16 protein-coding genes and 1 pseudogene are annotated in these 15,058 nt (G+C 48.8%); 2 read left to right on the top strand and 15 right to left on the bottom strand.

The features are described 5' to 3' along the window. Nucleotides 1–6 precede the first annotated feature (6 nt). Nucleotides 7–264: a hypothetical protein gene (locus tag O3276_RS18445; RefSeq protein WP_269672631.1), complete on the top strand. Its 258-nt coding sequence runs from the start codon at nt 7–9 to the stop codon at nt 262–264. Nucleotides 265–486: 222 nt separating this feature from the next. Continuing rightward, complete coding sequence (locus O3276_RS18440; RefSeq protein ID WP_269672630.1) at nt 487–798, top strand: YhbY family RNA-binding protein; 312 nt, start codon at nt 487–489, stop codon at nt 796–798. 50 nt (nt 799–848) lie between these two features. Here the strand turns inward: O3276_RS18440 and O3276_RS18435 are convergent, their stop codons facing one another. From O3276_RS18435 to rplR, 15 genes and pseudogenes are all read right to left on the bottom strand, one after another. Then, complete coding sequence (locus tag O3276_RS18435) at nt 849–1,103, bottom strand: PH domain-containing protein (protein ID WP_269672629.1); 255 nt, start codon at nt 1,101–1,103, stop codon at nt 849–851. Further along, the gene (locus O3276_RS18430; RefSeq protein ID WP_269672628.1) at nt 1,091–1,231 is read right to left on the bottom strand and encodes a PH domain-containing protein; all 141 of its coding nucleotides are present in this window, start codon (nt 1,229–1,231) and stop codon (nt 1,091–1,093) included. The genes O3276_RS18435 and O3276_RS18430 overlap by 13 nt, the downstream gene beginning before the upstream one ends. Before the next feature lie 64 nt (nt 1,232–1,295). Next, a complete protein-coding gene (locus tag O3276_RS18425) occupies nt 1,296–4,808 on the bottom strand; it encodes a hypothetical protein (protein ID WP_269672627.1) in 3,513 nt (1,170 codons plus the stop codon). Nucleotides 4,809–5,345: 537 nt separating this feature from the next. Then, a complete protein-coding gene (locus O3276_RS18420; RefSeq protein WP_269672626.1) occupies nt 5,346–8,204 on the bottom strand; it encodes a protein kinase domain-containing protein in 2,859 nt (952 codons plus the stop codon). Between the two features lie 359 nt (nt 8,205–8,563). Continuing rightward, the gene (rplQ, locus tag O3276_RS18415; protein WP_101746623.1) at nt 8,564–8,956 is read right to left on the bottom strand and encodes a 50S ribosomal protein L17; all 393 of its coding nucleotides are present in this window, start codon (nt 8,954–8,956) and stop codon (nt 8,564–8,566) included. 68 nt (nt 8,957–9,024) lie between these two features. Beyond that, nucleotides 9,025–10,026: a DNA-directed RNA polymerase subunit alpha gene (locus O3276_RS18410; protein WP_209276237.1), complete on the bottom strand. Its 1,002-nt coding sequence runs from the start codon at nt 10,024–10,026 to the stop codon at nt 9,025–9,027. Nucleotides 10,027–10,057: 31 nt separating this feature from the next. Continuing rightward, on the bottom strand, nt 10,058–10,678 hold the full coding sequence (gene rpsD, locus O3276_RS18405; RefSeq protein WP_101746625.1) for a 30S ribosomal protein S4: 621 nt from the start codon (nt 10,676–10,678) through the stop codon (nt 10,058–10,060). A gap of 15 nt (nt 10,679–10,693) precedes the next feature. Then, a complete protein-coding gene (rpsK, locus tag O3276_RS18400) occupies nt 10,694–11,083 on the bottom strand; it encodes a 30S ribosomal protein S11 (RefSeq protein WP_020582394.1) in 390 nt (129 codons plus the stop codon). A gap of 103 nt (nt 11,084–11,186) precedes the next feature. Beyond that, complete coding sequence (gene rpsM, locus O3276_RS18395; protein WP_269672625.1) at nt 11,187–11,543, bottom strand: 30S ribosomal protein S13; 357 nt, start codon at nt 11,541–11,543, stop codon at nt 11,187–11,189. Between the two features lie 525 nt (nt 11,544–12,068). Next, complete coding sequence (gene rpmJ / locus O3276_RS18390) at nt 12,069–12,182, bottom strand: 50S ribosomal protein L36 (protein WP_081622108.1); 114 nt, start codon at nt 12,180–12,182, stop codon at nt 12,069–12,071. A gap of 45 nt (nt 12,183–12,227) precedes the next feature. Then, nucleotides 12,228–13,554 (bottom strand): annotated as a pseudogene (gene secY, locus O3276_RS18385) (preprotein translocase subunit SecY). Further along, entirely contained in the window at nt 13,555–13,989 is a 435-nt protein-coding gene (rplO, locus tag O3276_RS18380) for a 50S ribosomal protein L15 (protein ID WP_101746628.1), read from the bottom strand. Nucleotide 13,990: 1 nt separating this feature from the next. Then, nucleotides 13,991–14,176 carry a 50S ribosomal protein L30 gene (gene rpmD / locus O3276_RS18375; protein WP_209276238.1) on the bottom strand — a complete coding sequence of 62 codons (186 nt, stop codon included), beginning with the start codon at nt 14,174–14,176 and terminating at the stop codon, nt 13,991–13,993. Between the two features lie 3 nt (nt 14,177–14,179). Continuing rightward, nucleotides 14,180–14,695, bottom strand: coding sequence for a 30S ribosomal protein S5 (gene rpsE / locus O3276_RS18370; protein ID WP_101746630.1), 516 nt, complete (start codon nt 14,693–14,695; stop codon nt 14,180–14,182). A 12-nt stretch (nt 14,696–14,707) separates the two neighbouring features. Beyond that, entirely contained in the window at nt 14,708–15,058 is a 351-nt protein-coding gene (gene rplR, locus O3276_RS18365) for a 50S ribosomal protein L18 (protein WP_101746631.1), read from the bottom strand.

Raw genomic sequence — 15,058 nt, 5'->3', positions numbered from 1 at the left:
AAGCGGATGATTAGGGGTTATTACGCACCACAAGCCAACACTTTCCACACACTGGTGCTGATCAAACGCTTTGGCATGTTTATTATTGTGGAGTCAGTAATCACTAACAGCTGTAACACCATCAGCATAATACGTATTGTTCAACCACTGCCGAAGAGACAAGTCACCACTTATACGGGCAGCCTCGAACAGCAGGCACACTTCCCTCAGCAGCCAGAAAGCGATAGCATGCGCCACCAGAAGCTTGCATATGCTGTCGAGTGACTTAAATGCTGCCAGCCTGAGACCCATTCCGCAGTCCACGGCGCTGGACATTAATTCGCTCTCTTCGACACCCAGTCAATGACCGTTAAGCGCTCCATGAACAGTACTTTTCTGTCCCCAACCTGCATTAACGAAAACTTCTCTGGAAAAATACGGTCATACCCATCATCAGATATCGTGTATGACGATTCGTTATTAAAGAAATTATCAGGAATAGCAAACATGAGCTTGAATGCAGCCAGAAAGAAGCATTTCCGTACCATCGGCCACAACCTGAACCCTGTCGTCATTGTGGCAGACAAGGGGCTGACAGATGGCGTGGTTGAAGAAACATTACGCGCACTGAATGACCATGAACTGATCAAGGTGAAATTCGCCATTGGCGACCGGGAAACCCGCCAGCAACTGGTCAGCGAACTGATCAGCGCGACAAACTCTGATCTCATTCAAACGATTGGCAAAATCGCACTGATTTTCAAAGCCGCCGACAAACCCAATCCGGCACTCTCAAACCTGCTGAGAGTCCAGGGCTAAACCGAACAGGCCACGATGGTGGCCTTTATCAACGACTGGCTGGCAAGCAACTACTGCCCTGCCACTTTTGCCGCCAGGAGTGCCTGAAGCTTATAAATATTGGTTTTGCTGTTAAATTCCATCTGCATTGACTCTGGCTGGCCGGAAATCCATAGTTTCAGTTCAGCATCCAGATCAAAATGGCCTACAGACTCAACAGTAAACATAATGATCGACTTATAAGGTATTGAGCGATATTCAACCTTGCGTCCGGTAAGCCCCTGCTTGTCGATCAGAATCAACCGGTGATTGGTCAAAACCACCATATCCCGCACCAGCTTTTATAGGCCAGCTCTATGGACTCCGACGGATTAAGAATGGTTGCCAGATCCTCCATTGCTTCCGTATTGCTCATCTCACCTGCATTGCCCAGTAAGGCATCAAACAGACCCATAGCATTTCTCCTTAATTTTTCACAGGTTATCAGCAAGCATCATATTTAGAAGGTGGAATTGGTATTATTCAGGATTCATCATCGTCAGCAGCTCTTTGACAAAATCCTGCCTCTTCAGCTGGTAATCATTGACGAGCTGAGCTGTCGCCAGCCAGCCGTTAACCCTGCGCTCAAAATCATCACGGCACACATGGCTGGCCAATTTTATTTGAAGATTCCCAGTCAGTACATGAAGGCGTTGTTGTTCCTGTCGAAGCCGGTCATTCCGGCTGTTTGATGTTTCGGGTTCTTCCTCACAGTGCAGGGCGATAAACTGCCGGGCTTTATTCAGGGTAAGCAGTGAGCGTATCAGCAAGCCATAAATACGCTCATGGGCGTTCTGGGGCTTGTTAAAAAGAAGGGTTCGAGGTATGTCAAATACAACCCCTCTTTGCAATTTCCTTGTCAGCGGATCAAGGTTCTCAACAAGGTATGCCAGCGCATCGTTCAATAATCTGGTTTCTTCAATAAACGACAAACACCATACCGGCCGTTCAACGCCAGGAACGTGAACGGCCAGTCGTGCTCCATTCGTATCAATGACTCTGGAGTCCACACTGACTTGCAGCCCCATCGTTTTGATACCCAAATCACCGTATCTAAGATCAATATTGCAGGCCTGTGGCAATTTAATCGCCTGACACCCCGGGACCGGCCTGAAGGTAATGCTTTGTGTGATTTCTGAATCCTCATCGGTGTTCAGTGCCTGCAACTTCTCAAAGAGTATGGTGGCCGATTTTTCTGTCGTACAGATAATGTCAATATCATTAAAAGCAGTGCACAGGTTCTGCAAAAAACGGGCGTATGAACCAGTAATCAGAATGGGGGGATTGGCATAAGAGCGATTGACGTCCTGAATAATTTCCAGTGCTTTTAGCGTCAGCGCATCTAACCGCTGAGCATGCTTGTCCGATACCCCCGGTACCCCTGTTTTTGCCCATTGCTTCCGGGTTTGAGCCACAATGGTGGAAAATAATGCCTGAGCAACCGATGCATTATCTGGTGCATTCCTGAACTCCTTAACCCGAGGATGGGAAAGGTCTTCCTGGCCAGAATTGCCATCGGATACCTCTAACGGTTTTGCTACCCAGCCATAATTGCCAATATCACTTCTGGGGATAACCGGTTGAAACAGCCGCTGATCAGGTATATTGGCTTTGGAGCTGTATTGTTCAAACCAGCAGCCCAACGCATGGCGCTGCTTACTTCCTTCAGGGAAATTATTAAGGCACTCCAACACCTGATCCTTATGGATTTGTCGTCCATCAATAGGCAGTCTCTTACTGTAGCAATGAGCCAGGAAGAAGAAATGCAGGCGTAAATTCTGAAATGAGTGCCTCAGTGTATTGATGGACTGCAATACCTGTTTTGCTGATACGCTCTGATGATTCATTGGCAGCTCATGCTGCATCGCCATGAATTTCAGGATACATTGCACTCGATGCTGCTCATCGTCTTTGACCGATAAGTTGTTTAAGGTTTGACAGGCTTCTTGAAAAATGGCCTGAACCTCGCTGGCTTCATCATAGGGCTGAAATTGTTCCAGCCGTTGAATCAGAAACCTGGTTTGTCTTGAAGAATGATCCCCGGGCACTGTATTAAACGCTGCCAATACTTTCTGGTTATCCAGATAGGAGCCATGCACTATTCTTGCATTCAATGCCAGCTGGGAATAAAAAATAGCCCTTTCCAGCAGCCAACCATCACGGACATAGTCGTTAGCCACCTCATCCGGGTTGACCTGCTGACCATTCAACAACAAGCCCCTGAAGCAGCATTCTGCTTTGAAACGCACAATCCCCAGTTTGCCTTCCGGACTGTCCGGAAACGCCTCAACCACCGTATCCGGTGTCACCGGCCGATCCATTAACGGCAAGCCCCTCAGGCAACATTCCGCTTTGAAGCGCCCTATCCCCAGTTTGCCTTCCGGACTCACCGGAAAATCCTTGATCACCTCAGCCACTGTGACCTGCTGGCCATTGAGCAACATACCCTTCAGGCAACATTCCGCTTTGAAACATGCCAGCGCCAGTTTTGCCCTGATTGCCTGAAAACCCTTGACCACCTCATGCGGTGTGACCTGCTGACCATTCAGTGAGATGCTCCTCAGGCAACACTGGGCTTTGAAGTGCGCTATCGCCAGTTTACTGTCCGAACACTTCGGTAAATCCTTAACCACCATATCCGGTTCGATCCGTCGGTCATTCAACGCCAGGCCCCGCAGGCAACACTCCATTTTGAATCGCGCTAAGGCCAGTTTGCCTTCGGGGCTTGCCGGAAAATCATTAACTACCGCAGCCGCTGTAACCTGCCGACCATTCAGCAACATACCCCTCAGGCAACATTCCGCTTTGAAACGGGCAAGCCCCAGTGCTGCCCTGGCTGCCCGATACTCCTTAACCACCTCATCCGGTGTAACCTGTTGACCATTCAACAGCTTCCCTCTAAAGCAACATTGTCCCTTAAACTGCGCCAGATCAAGTGTCGCTTTAACGGCCTGATAATCCCTGACCACCGCTTCCGGTATAACCCGTTGGCCATTCAACGGCACCCCCCTCAGGCAACATTGCGCTTTGAAACGTGCCAGCGGCAGTGTCGCGTTAATGGCCTGATAATCCTTAACCACCGCATCCGGCGTGACCTGCTGGCCATTCAACAGCAGCCCCCGCTGGCAACATTCTGCTTTGAAGCGTGCCAGCTCCAGCGGGGCTTCGGCGGCCTGATAATCCTTTGCCACCATGTCAGGTGTCACCTGCCGACCATGCAATAGCAAGCTCCTCAGACAACATTCCGCTTTGAAGCGTGCCAGCGACAGTGGTGCCCCGACCACCTGATATTCCTTAACCACCTCATCCGCTGTGACCTGCTGGCCATGCAATGGCAGGCTGTTAAGGCAACATTCTGCTTTAAAGCGCACTATACCCAGTTTGCCTACCGGACCATCCGGGAAATACTTAACCACTTCATCCGGTGTCACCTGCTGACCATTCAGCAACCAGCCCCTTAGACAACATTCTTCTTTAAAGCGCGCTATCCCCAGTTTGCCTTCCGGACTATCCGGGTAATCCTTAACCACTTCCTCCGGTGTGACCTGCCGACCATTCAACGGCAGGCACTTCAGGCAACATTCCGTTTTAAAACGGGCTATCCCCAGTTTGCCTCCCGGACTATCCGGGAAATCCTTAACCACCTCATCCGGTGTAACCTGTCGACCATTCAACAGCAGATACCTAAGGCAACATTCCGACTTGAAGCGTGCCAGCTCCAGTGTTGCCCCGATGGAGTGATAAGCCATGACCACCGAATCCGGGGTGACCGGATGACCATTCAAGTTCAGGCCCAGCAGGCAACATTCCGCCATGAAGCGTGCTATCGCTAATTTGAACTTATGATTTCGATCTGGCTGTCGGGAGAACTCTTCAATGACCTGAATCGGGGTAATGACTCTATTGCCATGCAGAATGTTCTGTAAGCAAAGTTTTTGCAGGAAAAAGCCGCTTCTGATAGAAGATGTATCATTGCCATAGGCTGTAAGCACATCAGCCGAAGTGACTTGTCGTCCTTGTAATGGTTTTTTTTCCCAAAAAGCATCCTCAACATATTTGCCATTATACAGAGCGATGCCTGTGACTCTATGGGAACTAAGGTTTGAGACACTTTTACCGTAAAATGCATTTATGAAGGGGTGAGAAACCCTGTTTGAACAGGCCTGTTGAACAACCCAGTGAGCAGGCGTTGAGTGAGCGTTTGATGCTGTTTTCAGAATAAAATCCTGCACTCATAAATAACGCCATTTGACCTTAAAATTATTATTAGGTTCCATTCAGGATGCGCCAATCCGGAAGATAAACTCAACCCGAAAGGCTAGTAAATGGTTTCAATGAGTTTGACGTGTACAATCTCCGTTCACCCTGAGCGGAGTCGAAGGGTGCTTGGCACGATCTATCAGAGTCCGGAGTTTCCAGCCTTTAGGCCCTATGGGTCCTTCGACAAGCTCAGGACGAACGGAGTGCGGAGACACGACAACCCGTCAAACTCATTGACATCATGCACAATCAGAGCCGGGTATCTGCCACTATGAAACAGAAAAACCTGCCGCGAACTTTTTATGCAAGTAATCCTTGTAGAGCGCAATATTTTCCTCGGACTCCAAAAGTGCTGTCACTTTATACTTCAGATCATTTTGAAAACCTTGAAGTTCATGCTGGTATTGAACGGGAGAAAAGTTCACCAGGCGACTCTCCGCTAATTTTTGAACGGTCAACGAATCCAGTTTCTGCCCTATTAATGGCTTTAAAACCTCAGCATAAGCAGATCGCAGCAAAGCAATATGCTTCATTTTAGTTGCCGATGGCGAATCAATATCCTGACGAATCAGTTTCTCTCCAACGACACTTTCACACACATATTCAGCAAACCAGGTGACAGTGTCCTGCGCCCCTCTGGTATATGCGTCCGGTCTGGTGAGAATAGACAAAAACTCATTCTCTAAAGCAGTAAAATTTTCCACAGGTTCTTTAGCTGCGAGCATATCCAGCAAACTCCTTGCGGCACTGACTTCATCCACGTTTTCCAAATCCGCCATATAAGCTGCCAGTTGTTTGCTTTTACCGGGGTCACCTTCCCTGCCATCTTGAAAATAATGACAGAGGGATGATTTCTTAAACTTTGCCACATCTTTTGACGTAAACTGATATTCTGAAATTCCGGGAGTGGAGGCCAGCAGTGATTCAGCCCAGCCATTGTCTGCTGTTAAAGCATCTGTGACCTGAACACGTGTAACAAAACCTTTGCTTAAAAAATCGCACGCCAGCCGCTTACTTTCTTCATTACCTTTTAACATTTTTTCTGCCAGCGCTTTAGCCTGGGATGAAACTGCCTCCAAATGCATTCGTTGAGTCTTCGTGAAATCAGACTGCCGACGGGGATATAATAAGGAAAAAGGCCTTAAATTGGACTTATGGGTATAGGTGGCTCCAATATTCCAAAGAATAAATATTCCAATCTCTTCCAGTAATCTGATCTGCTCAGAATTGGATGGCAGGCCTTCTATAATACCAGGCAATATCCTACAAAAATCAGCTTTATCTATATCATCCCGATTACTTGCTACCTTTTTCAACCTATCCAAAGGTGCCTTTAGATTTTTAGACAGCTTACTCGAAAGTTCCTTTGCTTTCGTCTCTTGAGAAGCTTTCTCAGCCAGCAGTTTTTTCTCTTTGATTTTAAATTCTTCCAATTTAGACGTTGCAAGCTGTTGATCATTTTCCACTTTTGTCAGCTTTAGTTTATATTGAGAATTTCTATTTTGTGCCTCTATGAGCGCCTGCTCAGCCTCTATACGCGCTGCCAACGCCTCGTTATGCGCTGTATCCGCCTCCCGATTCTGCTCCTCTGCCTTGGCAACCTTTTCTGTCAACCTCCTCAATTCTTTTTCTTGACTGAAAAGGGCTCCTTCCATCTCTTCTACTTCTGCTCTCTGCGCTGCCAGTATACGAGATGTCTGCTCGACATCACCTCGCGCACGTTCTGCCGCAGCTTTATAATAAGCAGTTTGTTGTTCCAGCAATTCGGTTTCTTGCTTCTGTTTTTCCAACTTCAGCTGTTGTACCTGCATTAACTTTTTCAATTTTTGGTTCTGCTCTTCTTCCATCTTTTTGATTGCAATCTGCTGCTCTTGCAACTTCGTCTGCATTTCATATTCTTTCGCTGCTCCTTCTTCTTTTAGTTGTTTAAATTCCTCTTCTGTTATCCCACTTCTTTTAGCTAAACTTTGGCTTTGTTTTATCATCGTTAGTTCATATTTCAATTTTTTAACGCGACTTTTGGTTAACTTCAATTCACTAGCAGCTTCTTCAATGATGTTGTATCCACTGGAAAAAGCGGTCATTTTCCCCAGGCACTCGTCTAAGTCGGGACGAGAGGCGCTAATTGTAGAAACCATCTGAGTTAAGAAACCGGACAGCTGCTGGACGAAATCATTACTGTCTATCCTGAGTTTTGGAAGAAATTCCGCCAGATTCAGTTTTACGTTCTTGCCCTGAGAACTCCGAGACTCTGCAACTTTATATTGATCAGGTTGATCAGAAAACAGATTCAACAAAATAATTCCAAGGGAAAACACCATCGACTTATCTGTAACTTCTGATTTCTGGTATTGGTCAGGCTCAATAAACAACGGTGTCCCCACTAGATTCTGGGGCCTGGGCGTTGATGGATTTTCAAAATCGAATACATGGGCATTGTCAATAAAAAAAATCTGTTTATTAACTTCATCATACATCATGTTGGACGGTTTAAGATCGGGATGAACTAACCCCCCAGCCACGAAAGTCTTGGCACAAATCAACATAGCCACAGCACAGTCAAACTTGTCTTTCAGCGGCCATTTTTTATCAGCAAAATAATTTTGCAAACATTTTCCGGGAATGCGTAGTTGATCCAGATATTGGTAATTATCAAATTTTCCAGCACCTAACGATCCGGGCTGAACCGAATGAAAATTTATTTCACTCCGGGCAACTTCAGTGTTTTTCTGGATCTTCATAACTCTGTTATATTGCTGCCCTTGAGGAACTCCCCAACATCTCCCGGACTTTCGGACTAAATGAGTACTTTCATAGACGTCTCCAAAAGCACCTTTGCCTAAATATCTATTGCTTTTATCGTGAACCTGGATAATGAGAGGATTCTGTCCAGCCCTTTTAAAACCAACCAGTCGATCAAAATAATTACTGAACTTCACTGAACAATGGCAGGAGTGATCTGAGCTGTGATTAAGTACTTTAAGCTGACCATATAATTCTTCAGCCATTCTGGCTTCCGCGCGGGACAATACCCGAACGAACTTAACCTCCCGGGCATGTTGTTGCTTGCCAGCTACTGATTCCGCCTGACGGGGTGGCTGGGTTGCAATGGATGGTGGGTAAAGCATAAATCATTCCTGCAATTAAAAATTTGATTATGAAGATTTGATCCTTAAAAGTTTAAATAGTTCTTTACCGCGGTTAATTAACCTGACGAAAGGTCAAATCAAAGCTCCATAAAGTGATTCATAATACTCAATGTTATTTTCCGTTTGTTTTCACATAAATCACTAACCAGTTGGTAAGCGTTTATAACATCCCGTCTCATCTACTTAAGTAGAATGATCAATGGATAGAAAATATTCGATGGCAGTTGGTTAACTGATTATGAAGGGGAAGATGCCAGGAGGCTGTCCGAGAATAGATTGCCCTGATGCGGTGGCAGGGTAAAAACAAAAAAGCCGGGATAACCCGGCTTTTTTCTGACTTATTCTTCGTCAGCGGACTCTACTGCTGCAACAGCAGGACGATCCAGCAACTCGACATAAGCCATAGGCGCGTTGTCACCATGACGGAATCCGCACTTGATGATACGGATGTAACCGCCTGGACGCTCTTTGAAACGCGGACCCAGATCAGTAAACAGTTTGCCTACCGCAGCCTTGTTACGGAGACGATCGAACGCCAGCCGACGGTTAGCAACGCTGTCTTCCTTAGCCAGGGTGATCAGCGGTTCAGCAACACGGCGCAGCTCTTTCGCTTTTGGCAGTGTTGTCTTGATTACTTCGTGCTCAACCAGGGAAGCAGCCATATTCTTGAACATCGCTTTGCGATGAGAACTGTTCCGGTTAAGCTTGCGGCCACTCTTACGATGACGCATGGCACAAACTTCCTCTTCTTACCAGGAACCGCTTCTGTTTCTGCAACAGTGGCGGCTCCTGGCTGCAATTAAGCAGAAACCTTATCGTCGCTCTTCAAACTGGCAGGTGGCCAGTTATCAAGACGCATACCCAAGCTCAGACCACGGGAGGCCAGAACGTCCTTGATTTCAGTCAGGGACTTCTTACCCAGGTTCGGGGTCTTGAGCAACTCAACTTCAGTGCGCTGGATCAGGTCACCAATGTAGTAGATATTCTCTGCCTTCAGGCAGTTAGCACTACGTACGGTCAGTTCGAGATCATCAACCGGACGGAGAAGAATCGGATCAACCTCGTCTTCTTCCTTCACAGGCTCTGGCTCGGACTCACCTTCCAGATCCACGAATACCGCCAGCTGCTGCTGCAGAATAGTAGCAGCACGACGGATGGCTTCATCAGGATCCAGAGTACCATTGGTTTCCAGATCGATAACCAGCTTGTCGAGGTCAGTACGCTGTTCTACACGAGCACTTTCTACGACATAGGAAACACGGTATACAGGGCTATAGGTGGCATCCAGCTGCAGACGGCCGATAGCGCGAGTTTCCTCTTCATCCTGACGACGGCTGTCGGCTGATTCATACCCACGACCACGAGCAACCTTCAGCTTCATGTTGAGATTACCCTTGTTATTCATGTGGGCAATAACATGATCAGGATTCACGATTTCAACATCGTGGTCCAGCTGGATGTCAGCAGCAGTAACGACACCCTCGCCTTTTTTGCTCAGAGTCAGAGTAACGCTGTCACGGCCAGTCATGCGAATAGCCAGGCCTTTGAGGTTGAGCAGGATTTCAATAACGTCTTCCTGAACACCTTCAATAGCACTGTATTCATGCTGCACGCCATCAATCTCTACCTCAGTCACGGCACAACCGGGCATAGAGGAAAGAAGAATGCGACGCAGGGCATTGCCTAAGGTATGCCCAAAACCACGTTCCAGCGGCTCCAGGGTGACCTTTGCCCGTGTCAGACTGATTTCCTCAACATCAATGTGTCGAGGAGTTAGAAATTCAGTAACCGAATTCTGCATGGATGTTACACCCCACCTAACTGTCTATCCCTTACTTGGAGTACAGCTCGACGATCAAGCTCTCGTTGATGTCGGCCGCCAGATCACTCCGCTCGGGCAGCGTCTTGAAGACACCTTCTTTTTTGCTGGCGTCCACTTCTACCCAGATGGAGAAACCACGTTGGGCAGCCAGTTCAAGCGCTGCATTGATGCGCAGCTGGTTCTTTGCCTTTTCACGGATAGCAACAACGTCACCAGGCTTAACCTGATAAGACGGGATGTTTACAGTCTTGCCATTAACCATGACAGCTTTGTGGCTGACCAGCTGGCGTGCTTCTGCACGGGTAGAACCGAATCCCATGCGGTAAACCACATTATCAAGGCGAGACTCCAGAAGTTGCAACAGGTTTGAACCGGTTGCACCCTTCAGACGGTCAGCTTCCTTGTAGTAGTTACGGAACTGCTTTTCCAGTACACCGTAGATACGACGAACTTTCTGCTTCTCACGAAGCTGAACACCGTAGTCGGAAAGACGACCACGACGCTGGCCATGCTGGCCAGGAGCATTTTCTGCCTTGCACTTTGACTCGAGCGCACGAACACCACTCTTCAGGAAGAGATCAGTGCCTTCACGACGAGACAGTTTGCACTTAGGACCTATATATCTAGCCATTTACCGGTCTCCTGCTTATACACGACGCTTCTTGGGCGGACGACAACCATTGTGTGGGATCGGGGTAACATCAGTGATGTTATTGATCTTGAAACCACAAGCGTTAAGCGCGCGTACAGCGGATTCACGGCCTGGACCAGGCCCTTTAACATTCACGTCCAAATTCTTCAGACCGAACTCAGCGGCGGCACGTCCGGCACGCTCGGCTGCAACCTGCGCAGCGAATGGCGTGCTCTTACGGGAACCACGGAAGCCGGAGCCACCTGCAGTTGCCCAGGAGAGTGCATTACCCTGGCGGTCGGTAATTGTCACGATAGTGTTGTTAAAAGAGGCGTGAATATGGGCGATGCCATCCACAACCGACTTTTTAACTTTCTTACGTGTACGAGTACCTGGCTTTGCCATATCAGAACAAATCCTGTATTTAAAAGTTCGTTATTCTCTGCAACGAAAAGCATTTAATAGAAAAGAACTATACAAAGCGTTTCTTCAGAGAAATGCAACGATCTTATTTACGAATCGGTTTGCGCGGACCCTTACGAGTACGGGCATTGGTCTTCGAGCGCTGACCACGAACCGGCAGACTGCGACGGTGGCGAAGGCCACGGTAGCAACCCAGGTCCATCAGGCGCTTGATGTTCATGCTGATTTCGCGACGCAGGTCACCTTCTACGTTGAGTTTTGCAACTTCAGTACGCAGGGATTCCAGCTGATCTTCGCTTAATTCAGATACTTTGGCAGACGGGTTAACGCCAGTGGCAACACAAAGCTGCTGAGCTGAAGTCTTACCGATACCAAAAATGTAGGTCAACGAGATAACGGCATGTTTGTTATCTGGAATGTTGACGCCAGCAATACGGGCCATTCAATCGTCTCCGTTATTACATTTAACCGTGTAACAGCTATTCAGTTGATCATTCCTGATTACTCAGCAACACCAAATTAAACTGGAACACGTCACCATATTGAAACGCCGGGAAAAACCATTGTTTCAGAAATGGCTGCTTTCATCCTGAAGAAAATACCGAGCCGACGGAGCAATCAAGCAAAGCTAAAACACTCACGCAGCAAAAGGCATTTCCAACAGGTCGAAAGGCGGAAATTGTAATCCCCCTTTCGATAAAACACAACCGCTCATGAACAATTTCATGAGCGGTTGGCTTTGCCTGAGGTCACATTAGACCAGAGTCATGCTATCCGGAGAATCCCTAGGAGGCTGTCCGAGAATAGACTGCCCTACTGCGGTTGCGATAAATTGGTCTAAAAATTCCTGCTTCTTCGTCAAATAGCACCGCTATTCTCCTCAGAATCAGAAATTTTTAGCCTCAATTTCTCGCAATCCTCGCTACGGGCGCTATTCTCGGACAGCCTCCTAGATTCCCAACAATGATTAGCCCTGACGCTGTTTGTGACGTGGCTCCTGACAGATCACACGTACATTACCCTTACGCTTGATGATCTTGCAGTTGCGGCAGATTTTTTTAACCGACGCACGTACTTTCATAACTAACTCCACAACCGTTGCAGAACTATTCTCAATGAGAGTGGCTTAGCGGATCAGACCGCCAGAGCCATAGCCCTTAAGATTGGATTTCTTCAGCAGCGACTCATACTGATGCGACATGAGATGCGACTGCACCTGAGCCATGGTATCCATCACCACGACCACCACGATCAACAGGCTGGTACCTCCGAGATAGAACGGTACGTTAGCCGACACGACCAGGAACTGAGGCAACAGACACACTGCTGTCATATAGAGAGCACCGAACATGGTCAGGCGAGTCAGGACACCATCAATATAACGTGCAGACTGCTCACCCGGACGAATACCGGGGGATGAATGCACCCGACTTCTTCAGGTTATCTGCTACGTCTTTTGGATTAAAGACCAGGGCAGTATAGAAGAAGCAGAAGAAGATGATGCCTGCCGAGAACAGTATGATGTTCAGTGGCTGACCCGGACCCAGCGCCAGAGCGATGTCCTGCAGCCATCCCATGCCTTCACCCTGGCCGAACCACTGCGCGATAGACGCAGGGAACAGCAGCAGGCTGGAAGCGAAAATAGCTGGAATAACGCCGGCCATATTCACCTTCAATGGCAGATGGCTGCTCTGGGCCGCAAACACCTTGCGTCCTTGTTGACGCTTGGCATAGTTTACGGTTATCCGGCGCTGACCCCGTTCGATAAAGACTACAAATGCAATGATCGCAATTGCCAGAAGGGCAACGGCGAGCAACATCAGGATGTTGATATCACCCTGACGTGCGGACTCGAAAGACCGCACAATCGCACTTGGAAGACCAGCGACAATACCTGCAAAAATGAGAATCGAAATACCATTGCCGATTCCCCGTTCAGTCACCTGTTCGCCCAGCCACATCATAAAGACGGCACCGGTGACGAACGTGACCACAGCAACAATGTAGAAGCTGAGGTCAGTGCTGAAGGCAACACCCTGATTGGCCAGACCGACAGTCATGCCAGTACCCTGGACCAGGGCAAGGGCAACGGTCAGGTAGCGGGTGTACTGGCTGATCTTGCGACGTCCGGACTCACCTTCCTTCTTGAGCTGCTCCAACTGCGGGCTCACCACGCTCATCAACTGAACGATAATGGACGCCGAAATATAAGGCATGATACCCAGGGCCAGTACCGACATTCTCTCCAGCGCACCGCCGGAGAACATGTTGAACAGACCCAGAATGGTGCCTTCATTTTGTTGAAACATCCGAGCCAGCGCATCAGGGTTGATGCCCGGCACAGGGATGTGCGCACCGATCCTGTAAACCAGGATCGCCAGAAACACGAACTTAACGCGAGACCACAGCTCGTTTAAGCCGCTTTGATTCCCAACAGGTAATGTCTTAGCCATTTAGTCCTCGATCTTACCACCGGCAGCTTCAATCGCAGCACGGGCGCCTTTGGTAACAGCCAGACCTTTGATGGTGACTGCTTTAGCCAATTCGCCAGACAGTACCACTTTGGCGCGCTGGATGCTACCGCTGACCAGGTCAGCCGCTTTCAGCGCTGCCAGATCGATCACGTCTGCTTCAACCTTGTTCAGTTCGTGCAGACGAATCTCAGCAGTAAAACGCGCTTTGCGTGAAGTAAAGCCAAACTTTGGCAGACGACGCTGCAGTGGCTGCTGACCGCCTTCGAAGCCTGGCTTGACAGAACCACCGGAACGGGACTTCTGACCCTTGTGGCCACGGCCACAGGTCTTGCCCAGGCCGGAGCCGATGCCACGACCTACGCGCTTACCCTCTTTGCGGCTACCTTCAGCCGGGCTCAGAGTATTCAAACGCATGTTATTCTCCTTCTACCCGGACAAGGTAGGATACCTTGTTGATCATGCCACGAACTGAAGGAGTGTCTTCCACTTCAACAGTGTGGTTGATACGACGCAGGCCCAGACCCCGTACGCAAGCCTTGTGGCTTTCGAGGCGACCGTTAGTGCTCTTCACGAGCGTCACTTTGATCATCTTCTCAGCCATGACTTACCCCAGGATATCCTCAACCGACTTGCCACGCTTGGCAGCAACGCCTTCAGGAGAACGCATGTCGCGCAGACCGTTAAAAGTAGCACGAACCACGTTCACCGGATTGGTAGAACCGTAGCACTTGGCCAGTACGTTGTGTACGCCAGCCACTTCAAGAACGGCACGCATTGCACCACCGGCGATAACACCGGTACCAGCAGATGCTGGCTGCATGTAAACCTTGGAAGCACCGTGACGGGCTTTAACCGGGTACTGCAGGGTGTCACCGTTCAGGTCAACATGAATCATGTTGCGACGGGCAGCTTCCATAGCTTTCTGGATAGCGATTGGCACTTCACGGGCTTTACCGCGACCAAAACCAACCTTACCCTTGCCATCACCAACGACAGTCAGCGCTGTGAAGCCAAAGATACGGCCACCTTTCACCACTTTGGCGACACGGTTAACCTGTACCAGCTTCTCAATCAAGCCTTCGTCGTTGTTAGGCTTACGCTCATCTCTTTCTCTTGCCATGACGTTCTACCCTTAGAATTCCAGTCCGCCTTCACGGGCTGCATCGGCAAGCGCCTTGACACGACCGTGATATTTGAAACCAGAGCGGTCAAACGCCACCTTGGTCACACCCGCCGCCTTGGCACGCTCAGCAACCAGGGCACCAACTTTCTTGGCCGCTTCTACGTTACCGGTAGCGTCGCCACGCAGTTCTTTTTCAACAGTGGAGGCAGATGCCAGCACTTTGTCGCCGTCAGCGGCGATAACCTGCGCATAGATGTGGCGAGGCGTACGATGAATGCTCAGACGAATGGCACCCAGCTCACGCATCTTAACCCTTGCACGAAGGGCACGACGCAGGCGAGAAGATTTCTTGTCCATCAT

Source organism: Endozoicomonas sp. GU-1 (genome assembly GCF_027366395.1).
GTDB lineage: Bacteria > Pseudomonadota > Gammaproteobacteria > Pseudomonadales > Endozoicomonadaceae > Endozoicomonas.
This window is presented reverse-complemented; position numbering and strand designations above follow the sequence as displayed.

Excerpts from the sequence above, each read along its gene's own strand:
- O3276_RS18445 (WP_269672631.1), top strand. The coding sequence starts at position 7 with ATGATTAGGGGTTATTACGCACCACAAGCCAACACTTTCCACACACTG.
- O3276_RS18440 (WP_269672630.1), top strand. The coding sequence starts at position 487 with ATGAGCTTGAATGCAGCCAGAAAGAAGCATTTCCGTACCATCGGCCAC.
- O3276_RS18435 (WP_269672629.1), bottom strand. The coding sequence starts at position 1,103 with ATGGTGGTTTTGACCAATCACCGGTTGATTCTGATCGACAAGCAGGGG.
- O3276_RS18430 (WP_269672628.1), bottom strand. The coding sequence starts at position 1,231 with ATGGGTCTGTTTGATGCCTTACTGGGCAATGCAGGTGAGATGAGCAAT.
- O3276_RS18420 (WP_269672626.1), bottom strand. The coding sequence starts at position 8,204 with ATGCTTTACCCACCATCCATTGCAACCCAGCCACCCCGTCAGGCGGAA.
- rplQ (WP_101746623.1), bottom strand. The coding sequence starts at position 8,956 with ATGCGTCATCGTAAGAGTGGCCGCAAGCTTAACCGGAACAGTTCTCAT.
- O3276_RS18410 (WP_209276237.1), bottom strand. The coding sequence starts at position 10,026 with ATGCAGAATTCGGTTACTGAATTTCTAACTCCTCGACACATTGATGTT.
- rpsD (WP_101746625.1), bottom strand. The coding sequence starts at position 10,678 with ATGGCTAGATATATAGGTCCTAAGTGCAAACTGTCTCGTCGTGAAGGC.
- rpsK (WP_020582394.1), bottom strand. The coding sequence starts at position 11,083 with ATGGCAAAGCCAGGTACTCGTACACGTAAGAAAGTTAAAAAGTCGGTT.
- rpsM (WP_269672625.1), bottom strand. The coding sequence starts at position 11,543 with ATGGCCCGTATTGCTGGCGTCAACATTCCAGATAACAAACATGCCGTT.
- rpmJ (WP_081622108.1), bottom strand. The coding sequence starts at position 12,182 with ATGAAAGTACGTGCGTCGGTTAAAAAAATCTGCCGCAACTGCAAGATC.
- rplO (WP_101746628.1), bottom strand. The coding sequence starts at position 13,989 with ATGCGTTTGAATACTCTGAGCCCGGCTGAAGGTAGCCGCAAAGAGGGT.
- rpmD (WP_209276238.1), bottom strand. The coding sequence starts at position 14,176 with ATGGCTGAGAAGATGATCAAAGTGACGCTCGTGAAGAGCACTAACGGT.
- rpsE (WP_101746630.1), bottom strand. The coding sequence starts at position 14,695 with ATGGCAAGAGAAAGAGATGAGCGTAAGCCTAACAACGACGAAGGCTTG.
- rplR (WP_101746631.1), bottom strand. The coding sequence starts at position 15,058 with ATGATGGACAAGAAATCTTCTCGCCTGCGTCGTGCCCTTCGTGCAAGG.